This is a genomic window from Paraburkholderia translucens, assembly GCF_020881035.1.
In the GTDB taxonomy this organism is placed as follows: Bacteria; Pseudomonadota; Gammaproteobacteria; order Burkholderiales; family Burkholderiaceae; genus Paraburkholderia; species Paraburkholderia translucens.
In genome coordinates this window covers 1-18917 of sequence record NZ_JAJITC010000031.1, presented here as the reverse complement: position 1 = coordinate 18917, position 18917 = coordinate 1, and the positions used below count along the sequence as shown (strand labels likewise).

The window sequence follows — 18917 nt, the reverse complement described above, 5'->3', positions numbered from 1 at the left end:
GTTTTATTTGCTCGCGAGCTGTTCCTGCGTGTAGAAGCCGTCCTTCACGACGAGGTCAAGGTTGGCCTTCGTCAGCTTGGTGGGTTGCAGCAGCACCGTGTCGACCTTCTTCTTGCCGTTGTCGTATTGCGCGTTGAACCCCGGCTTCTCACCCTTGGCAAGCGCGACCGACAGCTTCGCCGCTTCGCTCGCGATCAGCTTCAGCGGCTTGTAGACCGTCATCGTCTGCGTACCGGCCGCCACGCGCTTCACAGCCGCGAGGTCGGCATCCTGACCCGAGATGGGTACCTTGCCCGCGAGGCCTTGTGCGGCAAGCGCCTGGATCGCGCCGCCAGCGGTGCCGTCATTCGACGCGACGACGGCGTCGATCTTGTTGTTGTTGGCGGTCAGCGCGTCTTCCATGATGCGCAGCGCAGTCGATGCGCTCCACTCCGGCACCCACTGCTGGCCGACCACCTTGATGTCACCCTTGTCGATCGCGGGCTGCAGCACCTTCAGCTGGCCCTGACGCAGCATCTTCGCGTTGTTGTCGGTCGGCGCGCCGCCGAGCAGGAAGTAGTTGCCCTTCGGCCGTACGTCGTAGACGCCCTGCGCCTGCATTTCGCCGACCTTCTCGTTGTCGAACGAGATATAGGCGTCGATATCGGCGTCGAGAATCAGGCGGTCATACGACACGACCTTGATGCCCGCTTTTCTCGCTTCGGCCACCACGTTGCCGAGTGTCTTCGAGTTGAACGGCACGATCACGATCACGTCGACGCCGCGCGAGATCAGGTTTTCGATCTGCGAGATCTGACGCTCCTCGCTCGCATCGGCCGACTGCACCGAAACCTTTGCCCCGAGTTTTTCCGCCGCGGCGACGAAATAGTCACGATCGCGCGACCAGCGCTCGACGCGCAGATCGTCGATACAGAAGCCGATTTCCGGATGGTCCTTGCTGGCATGCGCGAGCGGCGCGGCGAGTGACAGGCTGGCGAGTACCGCGCCGCACAGCAGCGAACTCAGTACGTTACGACGCATTGCGAACTTCATTTTTGTCTCCTTGTGTATTGATATCCGGAATGCCGGGTGTATCGGTCTGCGCTGCGAGACACAGACTCGAACAAGCGAAAACCCACAGCTTGCTGGTGCGCGCGGTCAACGTGGCCGCGCAATCTTTATTCAACGTCCGTTATAAATGGCCTGATTCACGATATTTTCCACGTGCTCCTGCCGCCCGCTCACATGCCGCGGATTCAGATCACGCGCCAGCGTATCCGACGCGAGCGTCGCGAGCGAATACTCGCCCGACAGGATCTTGCGACCGAACTCGCCGTCCCAGCCCGCGTAGCGTTGCCGCCGGAACTGCTCGAGGCGCTCGTTTTCGACCAGCACCGCCGCGCGTTCGAGGCCGAGCGCGAGGTTGTCGATCGCACCGATGTGGCCATAAAACAGGTCTTCCGCATCGATACTCTGGCGCCGCACTTTCGCGTCGAAGTTCATGCCGCCGGTCGTGAAACCGCCGTGGCGCAGTATCTCGTAGAAGGCCAGCGTCAATTCCTCGACGCTATTGGGGAATTGATCGGTATCCCAGCCATTTTGCGGATCGCCGCGATTCGCGTCGACGCTGCCGAAAATGCCGAGCGCAAACGCCGTCGCAATCTCGTGATGGAAAGAGTGGCCCGCGAGCGTCGCGTGATTCGCCTCGATGTTCACGCGAATCTCTTTGTCCAGGCCGTGTTGCAACAGGAAGCCGTGCACGGTCGCGACGTCGTAGTCGTATTGATGCTTGGTCGGCTCCTGCGGCTTCGGCTCGATCAGCAGCGCGCCCTTGAAACCGATCTTGTGCTTGTGCTCGACCACCATGTGCAGGAAGCGCGCAAACTGCTCGCGCTCACGCACGAGGTCGGTGTTGAGCAGCGTGTCGTAGCCTTCGCGGCCACCCCACAGCACGTAGTTTTCGCCGCCGAGGCGCAGCGTCGCGTCGAGCGCATGACGCACCTGGGTCGCGGCGAACGCGAAGATCTCCGGATTCGGATTGGTTGCGGCGCCGGCCGCATATCGCGGATTCGAGAACAGATTCGCGGTGCCCCACAGCAATTTGACGCCGGTGTCCTGCTGCTTGCGCGCGAGGTAGTCGGACACGCGCAGGAAGTTCTCGCTGTATTCCTTCACGCTCGCGCCTTCGGGCGCGACGTCGGTATCGTGGAACGTGTAGTAGGGCGTGCCGAGCTTCGCGAAGAATTCGAACGCGGCGTCGGCCTTTTGCAGCGCCCGTTCCATTGCGTCGCCGGGTTGCTGCCACGGCCGCTGGAACGCGGCCTGGCCGAAGATATCCACGCCGGGCCACACGAAGGTATGCCAGTAGCACACGGCAATACGCAGATGCTCTTCCAGCGTCTTGCCGAGGACCTTCCTGCTCTTGTCGTAATGACGGTATGCAAGCGGGTTGTCCGATTGCGGGCCTTCATAACGGATCTCGGGAATGTGTTCGAAGTAGGACATCGTCGTCTCCCATGTATGCTGCATTGCAACCGGCGCGATGATACCTCGCCGGCCGACAAAGTGACGCCATGCTGCCGCTTGCATGGTATGTCGGCAATTGCGAAATTGCGCAGCGCGCTTGATGTTTCTTACCGCCCGCGCGTTTGTGTGCTGCCCTCGCGCGATTCGGCGCCTAGAATAACGAGACGCTTAAAAACGGGGTTGCCCCCAGACCCCGACACGATGGAGACAAAGGCGCGTAGTCCATTGACCGCTCGCCGCTTACCGCCATGACCCGTCCACAAGCACCTCAGACAACCCATCGGATCGCGCTGCTGTTCAACGCGAACAAGGTCTACGACCGCGAGATCATCACCGGTATCGGCAACTACCTGCTGTCAACGCGCGTCGCGTGGGATCTCTTCCTCGAAGAAGACTTCCGTTGCCGGCTCGCGGGGATCGAGCGCTTCGACGGTGACGGCATCATCGCGGACTTCGACGACCCCGCTGTCGACGAAGCCCTGCGCGACTGTCCGCTGCCGGTGGTCGCCGTCGGATCCTCATACGAGGATCCAGCGCAGTACCCTCCGGATTTACCCTATATCGCGACCGACAACAGCAAGCTCGTGTCGCTCGCGTACACGCATCTGATCGGCGCGGGCCTCGAAAACTTCGCGCTGTACAGCCTGCCGCAGGCGGAGCAAAACCGCTGGGCGCAGCAGCGCGAACTCGCTTTCGCGCAGCTGCGCAGTGCGGACGGACGCAGCGCCGCGCAGATCGATAGCGAGATCTATCGCGGTCTGTCGACGAGCGCGCCGTCATGGAACCAGGCGATCGAGCAGCTCACCACATGGCTGCGGCAACTGCCGAAGCCGGTCGGCATCATCGCGGTGACCGACGCGCGGGCGCGGCACCTGTTGCAGGCATGTCTGATCGCGGGCATTCCGGTGCCCGAGGAAGTCGCCATCATCGGCATCGACAACGATCCGCTCACACGTACGCTGACGCGCATTCCGCTGTCGTCCGTGATTCAAGGCACCGAGGAAATGGGCCGCACCGCCGCGCACATCCTGCATCAGATGCTGCGCGGCGCACGCTTTCCAGGGCGTCGCATTCTGGTGCCGCCGGTCGGCATCAATGTGCTGGAATCGACACGGCATCAGCCGCTCGCGAGTCCGTATGTGATGCGCGCACGGCATTTCATCCGCCAGTATGCGTGCCAGGGCATCCGCACCGAGCAGGTGGCCGACTACGTGGGCGTGTCGCGCTCGTCGCTCGAAGAGTATTTCCGGCGCGAGCTTCAATGCACGGTGCATCAGGAAATCCTGCGCCACAAGCTCGACGTCGCGAAGACGCTGCTCGCGAAACGCGATGCGTCGAGCGCCGAAGTCGCGATTCGCTGCGGCTTCACCTCATTGCAATACATGTACGCGGTATTTCGCCGCGAACTCGGCTGCACGCCGCGCGAATACCAGGAGCGCGTGGGCCCGAAGACGAAAACCACCCGCTGAGCATGCTTTTCTTTTCTTTCTTCGCACCGACCACATGATCAGCATTGCACAACTCTCTTCCGAACCGTGGGGCACGCTGCCGGGCGGCGATCGCGTGCGGCTCTACACGCTGCGCAACGCGCACGGCATGAAGGTCGCCATCAGTGACCTCGGCGCGACATTGGTTTCGTGGCATGCGCCGGATCGCGCGGGACGGCTCGGCGATATTCTGCTCGGTCACGACACGCCCGCTGAATACGTGGCGGCCACGACCTACATGGGCGGACTGGTCGGCCGCTGGGCGAATCGCATTGCGGGCGCGCGCTTTTCGCTCGATGGCATCGAGTACACGCTCGATCGCAACGAAGGTCCGAATCTGCTGCATGGCGGCACGATCGGCTTTCATCGCGCATTGTGGGACGTCAGCGAGGACGACGGCGCGTTGCTGATGCGGCTTGAGTCGCCTGAAGGCGATGCTGGTTTTCCGGGCAACGTGACCGTGCAGGTGCGCTATTCGCTCGACGATGACGGCACGCTGACGATCGGCTATGAAGCGATCACCGACGCGCCGACGCCGCTCAATTTGACGAGCCATCCGTACTTCAATCTGACCGGGCGCGCGGACACCGACATTCGCGGCCACGTGCTGTCGATCGACGCCGACCGCTTTTTCGAAGTCGACGCGGCATTGATTCCGTACAAGCTCGCCGACGTCGCGGGCAACGCATTCGACTTCCGGCAGAGCGCGCCGATCGGCGGTCGGCTCGACTGGCCGCATGCGCAACTCGCGCGTGCCGGCGGCTTCGATCATTGCTACGTATTGCGTGAGGCGCCCGATGCTGCCATCGACGAGGTCGGGCCGCCACTGCGCGAAGTCGCCTGCGCATACGATCCGGGCAGCGGACGCGAGTTGACCGTTGCGACCGATCAACGGGGGCTGCAGTTTTACACCGGCAACGCACTGAACGGCAACCCGGGGCGCGGGGGCGTTCGCTATCAACGGCATGCCGGTTTGTGCCTCGAAGCGGGCGGCTTTCCGAACGAGGTCAATATGACCGGACAGGACAAGGTGATCGTGCGACCCGGTGATACTTATCGGCAAACCACGACTTATCGCGTCGACGTTCGCAAAGGTGTGTGAGACCGGATTTAAACGCGCTCTTGCGTTGGTTTCCGAAAATCGCGAAAAGCGAAATTACAACTCGCCGACTGCCTGTTCTCCGCAATACTGAATTAGTCGACTAGTGGTTTTCCCGGAATGCGCTCACTCCTAGACTGGAGTCAATGGCACCCGCATTGCCGCGGTGCTGGATAGCAACTACGGAGGAAACCATCATGAGATCGCTTATCCAAACAGTTGCGCTCGCTGCCGTGATCGCCGCGCCGGTCGCTGCGATCGCACAATCGCAACAGCCGGTCACGCGCGCCGAAGTCAACGCAGAAATCAGGCAACTGGAGCAGGTGGGCTATAACCCGGCCACTGCCTTCGATGCCCAGTATCCCGCGGACATTCAGGCGGCCGAGGCGCGCGTCTCCGCGATGAACGCGAAGGGCCAGGGCGACACGTCGGGATATGGGTCGCCGATGGGCGGGTCGTCGCAATCCGGCCCCGGTCAGCATCCGATGTGGATCAATCCGGACGGTCAGTGAAGGTTGATGAACCTATAGCAAGCCGCGCTGACGGGGAAGGACGGTGAGTCAAGAACCCTCTCGCCTGTGATTGTCGCTGTTTCGATCTGATATGAAGCGAGCCGTGCTTTCGAAGCATGCGCTCGCTTTTTGCGTTTGCACGGCGATCGGGAATCCGCCGCTACTGCGAACTCAACCAGATCTCCACCTTGCGCTGCGCGCGCTCGAAACTCGCCCGATAATCAGGATCGAAGCGTCGTTCGGTGTGATGGTCCGCTTGTGGACTTCCCGTGGTGGACGCCGATGTGCCTGCGCATTAGTCGACCCGACGTTTCCCCCCAACGAGGGAGTCGCGCTCCCTCACCCCAAGGAGACATGCGATGCCCCGCACTGCCGCTGAAAAACGCGCCGCCTTCCGCGCGCTGCACTCGTCTGGCTGTTTCGTGCTGCCTAATCCGTGGGACGCGGGCAGTGCCCGATTTCTGCGCACGCTCGGCTTCAAGGCGCTCGCGACCACGAGTTCCGGCTTTGCGTGGTCGACCGGGCATGCGGACAACTCGCTGCCGCGAGAAGTGATCCTCGCGCACCTGCGGACGATCGTCGAAGCGACCGATCTGCCTGTCAATGCCGACTTCGAAAGCGGCTTCGGCCGCGATCCTGAAGAGGTCGCTGAAAGCGTGACGCTCGCGGTGGCAACGGGCGTCGCGGGTCTGTCGATCGAAGACTCGACCGGCAACCCCGCCGCGCCGCTTTTTCCGGTCGACGTCGCCGTGCAGCGGCTCAGCGCCGCGCGCCGTGCGATCGATCAGACCGGCGGCGACACGCTGCTGATCGGCCGCGCGGAGAATTTCTTCGCCGGCAAGCCCGATCTCGACGACGCGATCGCGCGTCTGAGGGCCTATGCGGCGGCAGGCGCCGATTGCCTGTACGCGCCCGGCATCCAGACGCGCGAGCAGATCGAAGCGGTGGTCGCGGCCGTCGCGCCGAAGCCCGTCAATCTGCTGATCGGCTCGACGTCGAATCTGACCTTGCAGGAAGTGGCCGCGCTCGGCGTACGGCGAATCAGCGTCGGCGGCGCGCTCGCGCGCGCTGCGTGGGGTGGATTCATGCAGGCCGCCCAGGCGTTGGCCGAGGGCCGTTTCGACTTTTCCGGCGCGACTACGGGCGCGCAACTCAACGCGCTTTTCACTCGCGATGCGTGAAGCACTTGAACGTTCTGAACTGCGCACGTTCCGTTCACCCCGCTGCGCTAGCGGACACTTCTCATGCAGGAGATCGTCATGGCTCGCGAAATCATTCGCGTCGAACCGTTGTCCACCTACCTCGAAAACTTGAAAGCGCCGGCCTGCGCCGTCACGCGTCACGGTGACACGGTCTACGTGTCGGGCCTTCCGCCGTTCGATCCGGAGACTGGAAAACCGGTCGACGCGCCAATCGAACGGCAGACCGAGCTCGTGCTCGAGCAAATGAAGCTTTGTTTGGAAGCAGCCGGCTCCTCGCTCGATCAGGTGCTCAAGTGCAACGTCTATTGCACGTCGGTCGAGAAATTCGCCGCGGTCAACGCGGTCTACACGCGCTATTTTCCGGTCGATCCGCCGGCGCGCATCTTCGTCAACGTGCCCGCGTGGCCGGGGCATTTCGACATCGAGATCGATTGCGTGGCGGCCGTCGGATAGGCGGCTCACAGGCTGCGCACTTAGGCGTTCGCGCGCCGAGTCGAATTCTCCGGAGTCCCCGGCGTTTCCGATGAGAAAAGCGTGTGAACGTCTGAGTTGGCCCACACAGGCTTCCGTCGCGTCGAATGTTATGATCGGAAACATTATTCGCTCCGATCAAGCGCGTAACCCGAACAGTGGCAAGCCTCATGGACACTCATCTCACGAAATCCGCGGACACGTCGACCACCGATCTCGGCCGGCGCGTGCGCGCCGCCCGTCAGGCGCAGGATCTGACGCTCGAAACCGCGAGCCGCCTATGCGGTGTCTCTCGTTCGACGCTGTCGAAAATCGAAAACGGCCTGATGTCCCCCACTTTCGACGTCCTGCAAAAAATCGTGCTGGGCCTGAAGATCGAAATCGGCGAACTGTTCGGCTCGACGCCGAGAGTCAGCGCGAGCGGCCGGCGCGCGTTGACGCGCAAGAACGAAGGCCAACGCCACGCGTATCGCGGCTATCAGATGGAACTGCTCGCGACCGACCTCGCGCACAAGGCGATGCTGCCGTTTCGCATCCGCATCTCGGCACACACGCTCGACGCATTCGACGACTGGGGCCGCCACGAGGGCGAGGAGTTTCTCTACGTGATCAGCGGCAGCGTCTGCCTCTATTCCGAGCTGTACGCGCCGACTCATCTGAACGCCGGCGACAGTCTCTACTTCGACAGCCGCACGGGTCACGCGGCGGTGTCGACCAGTGAGGAAGACGCCGAAGTGTTATGGATGGCGACCAATGCGGACCTTCCGCACGCGCCACCGGCCGCGAACGATTCGGCGAAGAAATAGCGCGCGCTCAACGCGATTTGTCCAAGGCTGGCGCGGCCGCCCGAGAGGGGCTGAAACTCAGCTGCCCGCGCGCGCCTGCGCCAAGGCGGCGAGGTTGCCTTCTCCGAAGCCATGATGCCCCTGGCGCTGCACGATCTCGAAGAAGATCTCGCCCGTGCGGCGGCGCACGAAGGTCTGGAAGAACAGCAGCGGCACGCCGTCCGCGCCGATCTCGCCATCCACGAGCACATGCGTGCGCCGCAGTCGCTCGACATCGAGTCCGTGGCCCGGCAAACGCGCACCGATCTGATCGTAGTAGCGAGGCGGCGGCTCGACGAATTCGACACCGTTCGCGAGCAGACGCTCGACGCACGCGAAGATGTCGTCGGTGGCGAGCGCGATATGCTGCACGCCTTCGCCCGGATGATCGGGCAAATATTCGTGCATCAGGTCGGTCCGGCGCGTGCCTTCCTCGTAGAGCGGCACGCGGATCGCGCCGCACGGCGACACCATCACACGCGATTCGGCCGACACGTGCCAGTTCGCGTGCAGCTCGTGGATTTCCCGGAAGTTGAGCAGGTCGCGATAGAAGTCGATCCACTCCTGCATGCGGCCTTCGCCAACGGTCTGCGTCAGATGGTCCACCGCGATCAGGCCGCTGCCCGCGTGATTCAGATCGGCTTCGGCCGTGCCGATTTCGATCGGCCGAAAATCGATGTCGAAGATCGAGATATCACCGAGTCCGCCCCGTTGACCGCCGCGCCCGCGCCAACGGTCGACGAAATAAATATGCGAATCGCCGATCCCCTGAATCGCCGGAATCAGCAACTCGCCCGCGCCGATGCGCTCGCCCTCGAACTCCCACGCACCGAGCTCCACCGCGCGTTCGAACGCACGCTGCGCGTCGGCGACGCGAATCCCGATCGCGCAGATGCCAACTCCGTATTCCTCCGCGTAGCGCGACGCGAACGAATCAGGTTCCGCGTTGATCAGGAAATTCATTTCGCCCTGACGGTACAACGTCACATCCTTGCTGACATGACGCGCGATCGCCTTGAAGCCGAGCCGCGTGAAGGTCTCGCCGAGCGCCCGCGGGTCACTCGCGGCGAATTCGACGAACTCGAGGCCAGCCGTGCCGAGCGGATTGTGCTCAGGCGCCAGCACGGCGCGCTGCGCGGCCTCGGGAGTGGGCAGGTCGCTGGGCATGGCAATCTCCTTGTGCGGTCTTTCGGTGTGCCGCGGCAGAAACGGGCGGCGGCGTTCGCACCGTGTTTTTACACCGGGTCGCAGGGCATTCGCAACCGACATTTTGTACTGTTTGGTTCATCGTTCGAACGGCAGGCCGGCCGGTGTCCGGCGGCATGCAAGCGGCAGTCCCCGCCGTATCATTCGAGCGGCGCGTCAGCCCGCCTGCCTTTGTGCGCCGTTTTGCCTGTGGATTTACCGGCGGCTTTGCCTGCCTCTTTCCCCGACACCGCCGCCATTCTGCCCCGCGCGACCTCGCGTACCGCCTCGATGAACGCGCGTCCCACCGCCGACGGCTGTGTATCCGAGCGACGGATCAACCCGACCGGCTCGCCGGTGCCAGCGAACGGCAGCGGCAAGCGCACCAGCATGCCGTGCGCGAGTTCATATTCGACCGCGCTTTGCGGCGTGAACCACACCGCGCCGTTCTCGAGTGTCAGCGCGCGCCCGGTCGATACCGACAACACCTCGACGAACGCCGATAACGGCGGCACGCCCCACGCGCTGAGCAAGCTGTCGGCCGACTGGCGGATCAGCGTGCCGAACGGCGGCACCACAATCGGAAATTCCTCCAGCGACGTGGCCGGCAACGGTGTCCCTTGGGCAAGCGGATGCCCGGCCCGCACGACCGCGATCAGCGGCTCGGTAAAGAGCTGCTCGAAGCTCAGGCCGACCATCCGTTCAGGGTCCGCGAGACGGCCGATCGCCACTTCGATCGAGCCCGCTTTCAAGCGCTCGAGGAGTTCCGGATTCGCGCCGGTCGCGAGGCGCACGATCACGCGCGGCCATTGCGTCGAGAACTGCCCAAGCACAGGGGGTACCAGCACCGCAGCGACGGTCGGCAGTACGCCGACTTCGAGCGTCGCAGCGGCCGCGCCCTCGGCGCGCGCAAGCAGATCGACGCCCTGACGCAGCGCGCTCACGCAAGCGCTCGCGTGCGGCATGAAAAGCTGTCCCTCGCGCGTCGGCACCGCGCCGTGACGGCCGCGTTCGAACAGCTTCACGCCGAGAATCGACTCCAGCTCGGCCACCGTCTTGGACACCGCCGGCTGGGTGACGGACAGACTATCGGCCGCCCGCTGAACGCTGCCGAATTGCGCGACGGCCAGAAAGCACTGGAGATGACGGAATTTGACGCGGCTGTCCGCGAGACTGCGTTGCATAACAGAAGGTTATATGAAACGCGCAGAAACGTCATTTTTCATAACCGACGGCTTTGTATAAAGTGCGTGCCATAACGTCGCATCCCACGATTCCTCCAACGGAGACACTTCATGGAAGATTCAATCCTCTCCCCGCGCGATTTTGCGTCGCATCCCGAGTACATCTATCCGCCATACGGTTCGTCGGTCAAACGCGGTCCGACGCGCCAGCTGATTCCGCTGAAGGAACGGCTGCGCGATCAGCGCGTGCCGGTCTACGGCACCGACGACCTCGGCGCGCTCGACAACGACCTGACCCGCAACGCGGTGCGCAACGGCGAGCCGCTCGGCGAGCGCATCATCGTGACGGGCCGCGTCCTGGACGAAGGCGGCCACCCGGTGCGCAACACGCTCGTGGAAATCTGGCAAGCCAACGCCGCGGGCCGCTACGTGCACAAGAACGACCAGCACGACGCGCCGCTCGACCCGAACTTCCTCGGTGCGGGCCGCTGCATCACCGACAACGAAGGCCGTTACCGCTTCCTGACCATCAAGCCGGGTGCGTATCCGTGGGGCAACCATCCGAACGCATGGCGTCCGCAGCACATTCACTTTTCGCTGTTCGGCAACCATTTCGGCTCGCGTCTCATCACGCAGATGTACTTCCCCGGCGACCCGCTGCTCGCCTTCGACCCGATCTACCAGGGCACGCCGGAGCATGCCCGTGAGCGCATGATCTCGAAGTTCTCGCTCGACACCACGCAAGAGGCCTATGCGCTCGGCTACGATTTCGACATCGTGCTGCGCGGCCCGAACGAAACCCCGATGGAGCGCTAAGCCATGACGACCCTCAAGCAAACGCCTTCGCAAACCGTTGGTCCGTACTTCGCATACGGTCTTTGCCCGCAGCAATACGACTTCGACTACAAGAGCCTGTTCACGCACGTTCTGGCCGACATGGAAGCGGCCGGCGAGCACATCACGATCGTCGGTCAGGTGTTCGACGGCGACGGCAAGGCGGTCGGCGACGCGATGATCGAGATGTCGCAAGTCGACTCGAACGGCCACTATCCGGAATCGCGCGAGGAAGTCCTGAAGACCGGCTTTCACGGCTTTGCGCGCGTCGGCACCGGCACGGACCCGCACAAGCGCTTCATCGTCGAGACGGTGAAGCCGGGCCGCGCGAACCCAGGCGAAGCGCCGCACATCAACGTGATCCTGACGATGCGCGGCATGCTGCTGCACACGTTCACGCGCATCTACTTCGAGGACGAAGCGCAGGCGAACGAACAGGACGCCGTGCTCGCGTCCGTGCCGGCCGAGCGCCGCGGCACACTGATGGCACGTCGCGTGACCGGAACGGCCAACATGTATCGCTTCGACATCCACATGCAGGGCGACAAGGAAACCGTATTTTTCGACCTGTAAGGCGCGAATAGCCGCGAAACTCCGAGCAGTAAAAACTAAGCCCGCCTCGCGCGGGCTTTTTTTCGCGCCAACGCTTCGCGGCGCGCTGGCTTACGCTTCGCAGCGGAAATGCTCGATGCTTTGTCCGGCGTGAATCGCGCGCGCGAGCCACGCCGGTTTATCGCCGTGACCGTCCCACGTGTTACCGAACGCATCGCGATACAGCACTTGGGGCACGGCATTCGCATCGGCTTCGAGCGATTCGGCCAGCGCTTCCATTGTGATGTTGTAATCGTCCATGCGGCGGCGGATCCACGCGATCATGCGCTCGCGCAGATTCTCATCACGTTGGAACAGTCGTTGTTGTCGTTCCAGATCTTTCATAGGTTATCGGTGTCGTAGCTCTTGATGGCATTAGACAAACAGCATTTCGCAATAGAACGCGAAGCCTGTGCGTAATTCAATTTGAACGGAAAGCAATTCGACGAATTCACGCGACCCTTGCAAATGCGTGGAAACCCGCATTCGCAAGTGATGCCTGTCAAATCCTGAATTTAAGCGCCTGAGTCGAGGCGCTGGGACCAAGCGAATCGGCTACTCGAAGAGTCGACGTGGCTCAATTGCGCCCGTGTTTCGCCTCATGGTTCGCCTCGTCATTGCGAGGCAGCTTCGGCGCATGCGAAGCGATTCTAGCATTCGATGTATTTTGGCAGCAGCAAAGGACTTTTTCCGATTGCGCTTGTTAGGGCACTTCCGACTTTTCGGTATTCGTGGCTTGCGCCGCGCGATTGGCGCACAATGCAAAACTCGATTCTCGCCAGAAGGTCCGGTAGCTGTCCGACATCAGGAGACGCGACAATGCCCGCCTCAACCGCCATCCTCACGATCCTGGCCGCGCTGCTTTTAGGCGCGATGAGCCCAGGGCCGAGCTTCGTCATCGTCGCGCGCAACGCGATTGGGCTGTCGCGCGGCGACGGTCTTGCGACGGCGCTCGGCATGGGCATCGGCGGTGTGTTTTTTAGCGGCATCGCGCTGCTCGGGCTCTATACGCTGCTCGCGACGGTCGAATGGCTCTATGTCGGGCTGAAAGTGGCCGGCGGCGTCTACCTCGTCTATCTCGCGTCGAAGATCTGGCGCGGCGCCGCGAAGCCGCTCGCTTTCAGCGAGACGCAAACGGGCAGCGGCGGCAACCCGCGCAAATCGTTCTGGATCGGCTTGAGCACACAGCTGAGCAATCCGAAAACGGCGGTCTATTACGGCAGCATCTTCGCCGCGCTGCTGCCGCAGCATCCGCCGGTGTGGTGTTATTTCGCGCTGCCCCCGGCGATCTTCGCGATCGAAGCGGGCTGGTATACGATCGTCGCATTGTGCTTTTCGAGCAAACGGCCGCGCGAAATCTATCTGCGCTGGAAGGCGTGGGTCGATCGGATAGCGGCGGGCGCGGTGACCGCGCTGGGCTTGCGGCTGATTCTGACCGCGCACAAGGTGGGAATCTGACTACAGCGCCAGGCGGCGCGCGCCGTCGTGATTCGATGCGCGCCGCGACTGAAGCAGTGGTACCCGCGGCGCGTTAGCCCTTTCCTTCCGCCTTGATTCGCGCTCGCAACTCGAACTTCTGGATCTTTCCCGTCGACGTCTTCGGCAACTCACCAAAGCGCACCGCCTTCGGCAACTTGTAGCCGGCTAGAAACAGCCGGCAGTGCGCGATGATCTCCTCCTCGGTCGCCTGCGCTCCCTCCTTCAGCTCGATGAACGCGCACGGCACCTCGCCCCACTTGGGATCGGCCATCGCGACCACCGCCGCTACCGATACCGCCGGATGCCGGTACAACGCGTCTTCCACCTCGATGCTCGAAATGTTCTCGCCGCCCGAGATGATGATGTCCTTGCTGCGGTCACGGATGCGGATATAGCCGTCGGCGGTGCGCACGCCGAGATCGCCGGTGTGGAACCAGCCGCCCTTGAACGCCGCTTCGGTCGCGCGTTCGTTCTTCAGATAACCCTTCATGCAGATGTTGCCGCGGAACATGATCTCGCCGATCGTCTCGCCATCGTCCGGCACAGGCGCGAGCGTGTCGGAATCGAGGACCGCGACCGCTGCCTGCAGGTGATAGCGCACACCCTGGCGCGCGGTCAGATCGGCGCGGGTTTGATCGTCGAGCGCGTCCCATTCGTCCTGCCTTGCGCAGACGGCGGCCGGTCCGTAGGTTTCAGTGAGCCCGTACACATGGGTCAGGTCGAAGCCGATCTGCTTCATTTTCGCGATCACCGCGGGCGGCGGCGCGGCACCGGCCACCATCGTCGACACGCGATGCGTGATGCCCTCCCGCCATTCGGCCGGCGCATTCGCGAGCGAGCTCTGTACGATCGGCGCTCCGCAATAATGGGTAATGCGCTCGCGGCGAATCAGCTCGAACACGGTCTTCGCGTCGAACTTGCGCAGGCAGACATTGACGCCGGCCCGCGCGGCCACGGTCCACGGAAAGCACCAGCCGTTGCAGTGAAACAGGGGCAGCGTCCATAGGTAGACCGCGTGCTTCGGCATGTCCCATTCGAGAATGTTGCTCAGCGCGTTCAGGTACGCGCCGCGGTGATGGTAGACGACGCCCTTCGGATCACCGGTCGTGCCCGACGTGTAGTTCAGCGCGATCGCATCCCATTCGTCGGCAGGCGATAGCCACTCGAAAGAAGGGTCGCCGGTTTGCAGGAACGCTTCGTAATCTGTCGCACGGGTGAATTGCGTGGCGTCAGCGGGCTGCGCGTCGGCCACGCTGATGATGCGCAGGTCTGGGAATTCGAGCGCCGCGCGATGCGCGAACTCGCCGTATTCCGTATCGACGATCAGCGCCTTCGCCTCGCCGTGGCGCAGCATGAACAGCACCGTCGCGACGTCGAGCCGCGTGTTCAGCGTATTGAGCACGGCGCCCGCCATCGGCACGCCGAAGTGCGCTTCAACCATCGCCGGAATGTTCGGCAGCAACGCGGCGACCGTATCGCCGCGGCCGATGCCGGCCTTTTGCAGCGCGCTCGCGAGCCGCCGCGCGCGCTCGTAGGTCTCGCGCCAGTTGCGGCGAACCTCTCCATGGACGATCGCGGGCCGCTCGCCATACACTTGCGCGGCTCGCACGAGGAAGTCGATCGGCGTCAACGGGACATAATTGGCCTCGCGCCGACCGAGACCGTCGTCAAACATGTGCTGTGTCATTGCATCGTCTCCTGTGGCGCCAGCGGCGCCGCCGATTGTTGTGATCGTGTTCTTCTGGATGAATCAGGACCTAGCCTAACCATTGTCGTCAGGAACCGTCTGTCATTCAAATGACAGAGTGGCTCAGCCAGCGTCGCGCTCTGGAAATGCGCAATAGTCGAAAATGGCAATAAGTTATTGCGCCAAAGCGCTGATGGCGCGGCGCGGACCGTGGTCTATCATCGGCGCGCCCGGCGCCGCCCCCCTTGGCGCGCGCCGCGTCTGAACTAGAAAACCGCTTTCCTCACGCAGGACATCCATTGAGACCCATCCGCTCTATCAAGACTGCCGCGCTCGTCGGCGCCGCCGCCATTGCCGTGACGTCCGAACAGGCTTCGGCACAAAGCTCGGTCACGCTGTACGGCGTCGCCGACGTCAGCGTTCGCTACCTGACGAACTCGAACGCCAAAAACGACAACCGTCTATACATGACGAACGGCGCGATCACCAATAGCCGCTGGGGTTTGCGCGGCTCGGAAGACCTCGGCGGCGGTCTCAAGGCGATTTTCGATCTGGAAAGCGGGATCAACCTGCAGGACGGCTCGGCATCGGACAAGCAGCGCCTCTTCAACCGCAATGCCTACGTTGGTGTCAGCAGCCCCTATGGCACGCTGACACTCGGTCGCCAGAAAACACCGCTGTTCGACCTGCTCAGCGACACCTACGACCCGCTCACGGTCGGCAACTACAACGAGAACGCGTGGCTGCCGGGCGCGCTCGGCGCGGGGCTGTATGCGGATAACGGGGTCAAGTACACCGGCACCTTCAACGGCCTGACGGTGGCCGCGATGTACTCGTTCGGCACGAACTCGGAATCGACCGGCGAGGGCGGCTTCTCGGGCCAGGTGCCGGGCCATCTCGGCGCAGGCAACATGTACGGCTTCACGCTGTCGTACATGGCGGGTCCGCTGTCGGTCGCGGCCGGTGTGCAGCAGAACAGCGACAACAGCAATCACAAGCAGACCATCTTCAACGCGAATGCGGTCTATGCGTTCAGCTCGACGAAACTGTACGTCGGCTATCTGCGTTCGAAGGACGACACCGGCTTCGTCGACAGCGCGCTCGCGCAGCAAACGCTCGTGCCGGGCGTCGATATCGTCAAGGGCTCGGGCCGCATCGACAACGGCCCGTTCGCCGGCGTCACGTGGCAGGCCACGCGCGCGCTGATGCTGACGGGCGCCGCGTACTACGACCACATGTCGAATGCTGCCATCGGCGACGGCCAGCTCGGCAGCGGCTATCGTTACACGTTCGTCGCGCTGGCCGAGTACGCGCTGTCGAAGCGTACCGAGGTGTACGGTACCGTCGATTTCGGCAAGGTGTCGGGCGCGGCCTCGGTCGAACTGCCGGGCCGCAACAACCAGACCGGCGTTGCGCTCGGTCTGCGGACGATTTTCTAAATCACTGAATCGTTATGGCAAAGCGGCGTCCCCTGGGACGCCGTTTTTTTTTGTCTTGCAGGCGGCAGCCGACTCGCCGGTCAGCCGGGCGCATAAAAAAAGGTGCCGCGAACGGCACCTTTTCGTACTACAGGCAGCTTCTGCTGAAGCTTAGAAGCGGTGACGCAGACCGACCGTAGCAGCCGTCTGGTTCTTCGACGACGAGGTCGGAACCGTGTTGTCGCCGCTGTAGATCGAGGCCACGCCGCCGTCGCCCATTGCGTGCTGGTAGACAGCCTGAGCGTAGACGTCGGTGCGACGCGACAGCGAGTAGTCAGCCTGCAGGCCGATCTGGTGGTAACGGGTCTTCATGTCGTTACCGTCGGCGTTGATGCCGTAGCCGCGTGCGTCGGTGAACGTGTACGCGACGCCGAGGCCCAGTGCCGGGGTCACGTTGTACTTGCCGTTGATTTCGTAGTTGTTGGTGTGGCCTTGACGCTGACCCGCTGCCGCGCCAACCAGGTTGTCGATGCGCGATTGCGTCCAGGCCACGCCGACCAGCGCCGGGCCGAAGCCGTACGAAGCGCCTGCGCCGAACTGACGCTGACGGAAGTCGCCGGTCAGGACGCCCGCGGTGTTCGCGACGACGCCGTCCGATGCGCCGCTCGTGTTAGCAGCCGGGTTGTTTTGCTGAGCGTAGGCAGCACCGAGGTGCAGGCCTTGCCACTGGTATGCGGCGCCCACGCTGTACTGACGGTTATTTGCGAAGCCGCCAGCCTGGTTCGAGAAGCCGTACGTGCCGCCGAACGTGAAGCCAGCGTAGTTAGCGCTCGAGTACTTGACCGAGTTGTTGACTGCCAGACCACCGTTGGTGTTCAGGTTGTCGTTGTTGAACGGGTGCGCGAAGTAGGTGCCGCCCCAGCTGCCCGTTGCGGTCAGCGGTGCGAGGTAGTCCTGCGCTGCGTCGTACTGGCGACCCAGCGTGACCGTACCGAATTGCGAGCTCGACAGACCGACGAAGGCCTGACGGTTGAACATGCCGTTGTTGTTGGCGAACTTGCCGTTGTTGATGTTGAAGCCGCTTTCCAACGTGAAGATTGCCTTCAGACCGCCGCCCAGATCTTCCGAACCACGCAGGCCGAACCTGCTCTGGTCGATACCGCCGCTACCGGCTGCCCATTTGGAGTTGTGAGCAACGTTGCTGGTGTAGGTCAGGCCTGCGTCGAGCAGACCGTAGAGGGTCACGCTGCTTTGTGCGTGAGCGACCGAAGCGAACGATGCGGCAGCCGCAACGACGATGAGACTCTTTTTCATGGGAACTCCAATTCGAAAAATTAATACGGGGAGCAGAATCTGCCTCAGCAGCCGATGCATCGCATCTGCCGCCGCCCGGTTGGCCGAACCTGTGAGATCGACCGGGCACCCTTGAAGCGAAGCGTGAGTGTAGGGGGACACCCTGGTAGCGGCGCCGGTAATTCACGCAACAGGATTTTTCGAAATTCGCAACAATGTTGGAGCTGAGGGGGATAACTTCTTGTTTTTCAGTCGTTTATTGCAAGATCAACGTGCCGGATCAGATGCTCTAGCCAAAACGAATATGCAACGCATCAATAACCGCAGTTGTGCGTTTGCAACAGTTCATTAATATGGGTGACGTAATCGGGTCGGAGCAAATTGATGGAAAGACCTTGAGATTCTTCGTAGCCAGCCGGTTGAAGTGACCGTCGCTCTATCTCGTCCAAACTTATTTTGTCATCGCCGGAACTTAATGAGGGGAATGCGGTCTCCGGCGCTCACCGGACCGCATTAACCGATTTCCCGTGCGACGATTAATCTGCCAATTAATTACGACGGCTTATTTCCGTCATTCCTATTGGCGAATCCCTGCAATAACGATGGAGCCTTGATGGCGCGCAGGCCACAGCTTGCCGCATCGAATCCACATCACAATTAAAAAAACCGCCTTTGCGGCGGCCTTCTGATTTCTCGCTTTAGCGGGACCACAATCGCGTTTTTATAAAAATGTACACCCGACTCGAAGAAGCGTTCAGTACGGGCCTTGCCCGGAGGTGAATTGCGGCGCCGGCCGCCGCGTGACAAAACCGCGCTGAAAGCGGATAGCGTGCGTCGGCACGCCTTCCGTATTCAATTAACGGCGCAGCCTCGCCCTCATTCCCCCCGGAGTTTCCCTGATTACCCGCGACCCCTACTTGTGGCGTCGACCGCCACGATCGAGCCGCGAGCCCGCCGCGTCGTCGGGCGGTGCGGTCAGGTCTACGCTTCGCGCCAAAAAAAAGGGTTCCGGAATACGGAACCCTTCAGACTGCTGACCAACCCCACGTTTTTCGGAGCGTGGGGTTTTGTTTTTCAGGCGAGGCGAGTTTTGTCGTGGGGTCCGAGAATTTGGGCGATGAAAGCCAGTATCGAGCTGGCGAGGCG

17 protein-coding genes are annotated in these 18917 nt (G+C 62.5%); 10 read left to right on the top strand and 7 right to left on the bottom strand.

Annotated features, from left to right (window positions below; translation table 11 throughout):
- Positions 1-3: 3 nt before the first annotated feature.
- Both xylF and xylA read right to left on the bottom strand, forming a co-directional pair.
- Positions 4-1032 (bottom strand): D-xylose ABC transporter substrate-binding protein, encoded by a 1029-nt coding sequence (gene xylF, locus LJ655_RS29535; protein WP_230564695.1) that lies wholly within the window; start codon positions 1030-1032, stop codon positions 4-6.
- Positions 1033-1161: 129 nt separating this feature from the next.
- Positions 1162-2484 carry a xylose isomerase gene (gene xylA / locus LJ655_RS29530; RefSeq protein WP_230564694.1) on the bottom strand — a complete coding sequence of 441 codons (1323 nt, stop codon included), beginning with the start codon at positions 2482-2484 and terminating at the stop codon, positions 1162-1164.
- A 269-nt stretch (positions 2485-2753) separates the two neighbouring features.
- Here xylA and LJ655_RS29525 point away from each other — a divergent pair, with 269 nt between their 5' ends.
- From LJ655_RS29525 to LJ655_RS29500, 6 genes are all read left to right on the top strand, one after another.
- Complete coding sequence (locus LJ655_RS29525) at positions 2754-3974, top strand: XylR family transcriptional regulator (RefSeq protein WP_230564693.1); 1221 nt, start codon at positions 2754-2756, stop codon at positions 3972-3974.
- Positions 3975-4008: 34 nt separating this feature from the next.
- Entirely contained in the window at positions 4009-5094 is a 1086-nt protein-coding gene (locus LJ655_RS29520; RefSeq protein WP_230564692.1) for an aldose epimerase family protein, read from the top strand.
- A 194-nt stretch (positions 5095-5288) separates the two neighbouring features.
- Complete coding sequence (locus tag LJ655_RS29515; RefSeq protein WP_230564691.1) at positions 5289-5603, top strand: DUF4148 domain-containing protein; 315 nt, start codon at positions 5289-5291, stop codon at positions 5601-5603.
- Between the two features lie 359 nt (positions 5604-5962).
- Complete coding sequence (locus LJ655_RS29510; protein WP_230564690.1) at positions 5963-6784, top strand: isocitrate lyase/PEP mutase family protein; 822 nt, start codon at positions 5963-5965, stop codon at positions 6782-6784.
- A gap of 78 nt (positions 6785-6862) precedes the next feature.
- Positions 6863-7258: a RidA family protein gene (locus tag LJ655_RS29505; protein ID WP_230564689.1), complete on the top strand. Its 396-nt coding sequence runs from the start codon at positions 6863-6865 to the stop codon at positions 7256-7258.
- Between the two features lie 188 nt (positions 7259-7446).
- A complete protein-coding gene (locus LJ655_RS29500) occupies positions 7447-8082 on the top strand; it encodes a helix-turn-helix domain-containing protein (RefSeq protein WP_230564688.1) in 636 nt (211 codons plus the stop codon).
- A 57-nt stretch (positions 8083-8139) separates the two neighbouring features.
- Here LJ655_RS29500 and LJ655_RS29495 read toward each other — a convergent pair whose 3' ends face one another.
- The gene (locus tag LJ655_RS29495) at positions 8140-9267 is read right to left on the bottom strand and encodes a 4-hydroxyphenylpyruvate dioxygenase family protein (protein WP_230564687.1); all 1128 of its coding nucleotides are present in this window, start codon (positions 9265-9267) and stop codon (positions 8140-8142) included.
- 179 nt (positions 9268-9446) lie between these two features.
- Positions 9447-10469: a pca operon transcription factor PcaQ gene (pcaQ, locus tag LJ655_RS29490; RefSeq protein WP_230564686.1), complete on the bottom strand. Its 1023-nt coding sequence runs from the start codon at positions 10467-10469 to the stop codon at positions 9447-9449.
- A gap of 111 nt (positions 10470-10580) precedes the next feature.
- Between pcaQ and pcaH the strand changes: the two genes are divergently transcribed.
- Positions 10581-11285 (top strand): protocatechuate 3,4-dioxygenase subunit beta, encoded by a 705-nt coding sequence (gene pcaH / locus LJ655_RS29485; RefSeq protein WP_230564685.1) that lies wholly within the window; start codon positions 10581-10583, stop codon positions 11283-11285.
- A gap of 3 nt (positions 11286-11288) precedes the next feature.
- Positions 11289-11876: a protocatechuate 3,4-dioxygenase subunit alpha gene (pcaG, locus tag LJ655_RS29480; protein WP_230564684.1), complete on the top strand. Its 588-nt coding sequence runs from the start codon at positions 11289-11291 to the stop codon at positions 11874-11876.
- A gap of 90 nt (positions 11877-11966) precedes the next feature.
- Here pcaG and LJ655_RS29475 read toward each other — a convergent pair whose 3' ends face one another.
- A complete protein-coding gene (locus LJ655_RS29475) occupies positions 11967-12239 on the bottom strand; it encodes an H-NS family nucleoid-associated regulatory protein (RefSeq protein ID WP_230564683.1) in 273 nt (90 codons plus the stop codon).
- Between the two features lie 474 nt (positions 12240-12713).
- On the opposite strand from LJ655_RS29475, the gene LJ655_RS29470 reads away from it, so the two are divergent.
- Positions 12714-13352 (top strand): LysE family translocator, encoded by a 639-nt coding sequence (locus LJ655_RS29470; protein ID WP_230564682.1) that lies wholly within the window; start codon positions 12714-12716, stop codon positions 13350-13352.
- Between the two features lie 73 nt (positions 13353-13425).
- On the opposite strand, the gene LJ655_RS29465 is transcribed toward LJ655_RS29470, so the two are convergent.
- The gene (locus LJ655_RS29465; protein WP_230564681.1) at positions 13426-15060 is read right to left on the bottom strand and encodes an acyl-CoA synthetase; all 1635 of its coding nucleotides are present in this window, start codon (positions 15058-15060) and stop codon (positions 13426-13428) included.
- Between the two features lie 317 nt (positions 15061-15377).
- On the opposite strand from LJ655_RS29465, the gene LJ655_RS29460 reads away from it, so the two are divergent.
- Positions 15378-16499 carry a porin gene (locus LJ655_RS29460; RefSeq protein WP_486644374.1) on the top strand — a complete coding sequence of 374 codons (1122 nt, stop codon included), beginning with the start codon at positions 15378-15380 and terminating at the stop codon, positions 16497-16499.
- A 150-nt stretch (positions 16500-16649) separates the two neighbouring features.
- On the opposite strand, the gene LJ655_RS29455 is transcribed toward LJ655_RS29460, so the two are convergent.
- Complete coding sequence (locus LJ655_RS29455) at positions 16650-17792, bottom strand: porin (RefSeq protein WP_230564679.1); 1143 nt, start codon at positions 17790-17792, stop codon at positions 16650-16652.
- Positions 17793-18917: the final 1125 nt, after the last annotated feature.

Bases quoted from the DNA above. Each gene is read 5' to 3' on its own strand.
- xylF (WP_230564695.1), bottom strand. From the start codon at position 1,032: ATGAAGTTCGCAATGCGTCGTAACGTACTGAGTTCGCTGCTGTGCGGC.
- xylA (WP_230564694.1), bottom strand. From the start codon at position 2,484: ATGTCCTACTTCGAACACATTCCCGAGATCCGTTATGAAGGCCCGCAA.
- LJ655_RS29525 (WP_230564693.1), top strand. From the start codon at position 2,754: ATGACCCGTCCACAAGCACCTCAGACAACCCATCGGATCGCGCTGCTG.
- LJ655_RS29520 (WP_230564692.1), top strand. From the start codon at position 4,009: ATGATCAGCATTGCACAACTCTCTTCCGAACCGTGGGGCACGCTGCCG.
- LJ655_RS29515 (WP_230564691.1), top strand. From the start codon at position 5,289: ATGAGATCGCTTATCCAAACAGTTGCGCTCGCTGCCGTGATCGCCGCG.
- LJ655_RS29510 (WP_230564690.1), top strand. From the start codon at position 5,963: ATGCCCCGCACTGCCGCTGAAAAACGCGCCGCCTTCCGCGCGCTGCAC.
- LJ655_RS29505 (WP_230564689.1), top strand. From the start codon at position 6,863: ATGGCTCGCGAAATCATTCGCGTCGAACCGTTGTCCACCTACCTCGAA.
- LJ655_RS29500 (WP_230564688.1), top strand. From the start codon at position 7,447: ATGGACACTCATCTCACGAAATCCGCGGACACGTCGACCACCGATCTC.
- LJ655_RS29495 (WP_230564687.1), bottom strand. From the start codon at position 9,267: ATGCCCAGCGACCTGCCCACTCCCGAGGCCGCGCAGCGCGCCGTGCTG.
- pcaQ (WP_230564686.1), bottom strand. From the start codon at position 10,469: ATGCAACGCAGTCTCGCGGACAGCCGCGTCAAATTCCGTCATCTCCAG.
- pcaH (WP_230564685.1), top strand. From the start codon at position 10,581: ATGGAAGATTCAATCCTCTCCCCGCGCGATTTTGCGTCGCATCCCGAG.
- pcaG (WP_230564684.1), top strand. From the start codon at position 11,289: ATGACGACCCTCAAGCAAACGCCTTCGCAAACCGTTGGTCCGTACTTC.
- LJ655_RS29475 (WP_230564683.1), bottom strand. From the start codon at position 12,239: ATGAAAGATCTGGAACGACAACAACGACTGTTCCAACGTGATGAGAAT.
- LJ655_RS29470 (WP_230564682.1), top strand. From the start codon at position 12,714: ATGCCCGCCTCAACCGCCATCCTCACGATCCTGGCCGCGCTGCTTTTA.
- LJ655_RS29465 (WP_230564681.1), bottom strand. From the start codon at position 15,060: ATGACACAGCACATGTTTGACGACGGTCTCGGTCGGCGCGAGGCCAAT.
- LJ655_RS29455 (WP_230564679.1), bottom strand. From the start codon at position 17,792: ATGAAAAAGAGTCTCATCGTCGTTGCGGCTGCCGCATCGTTCGCTTCG.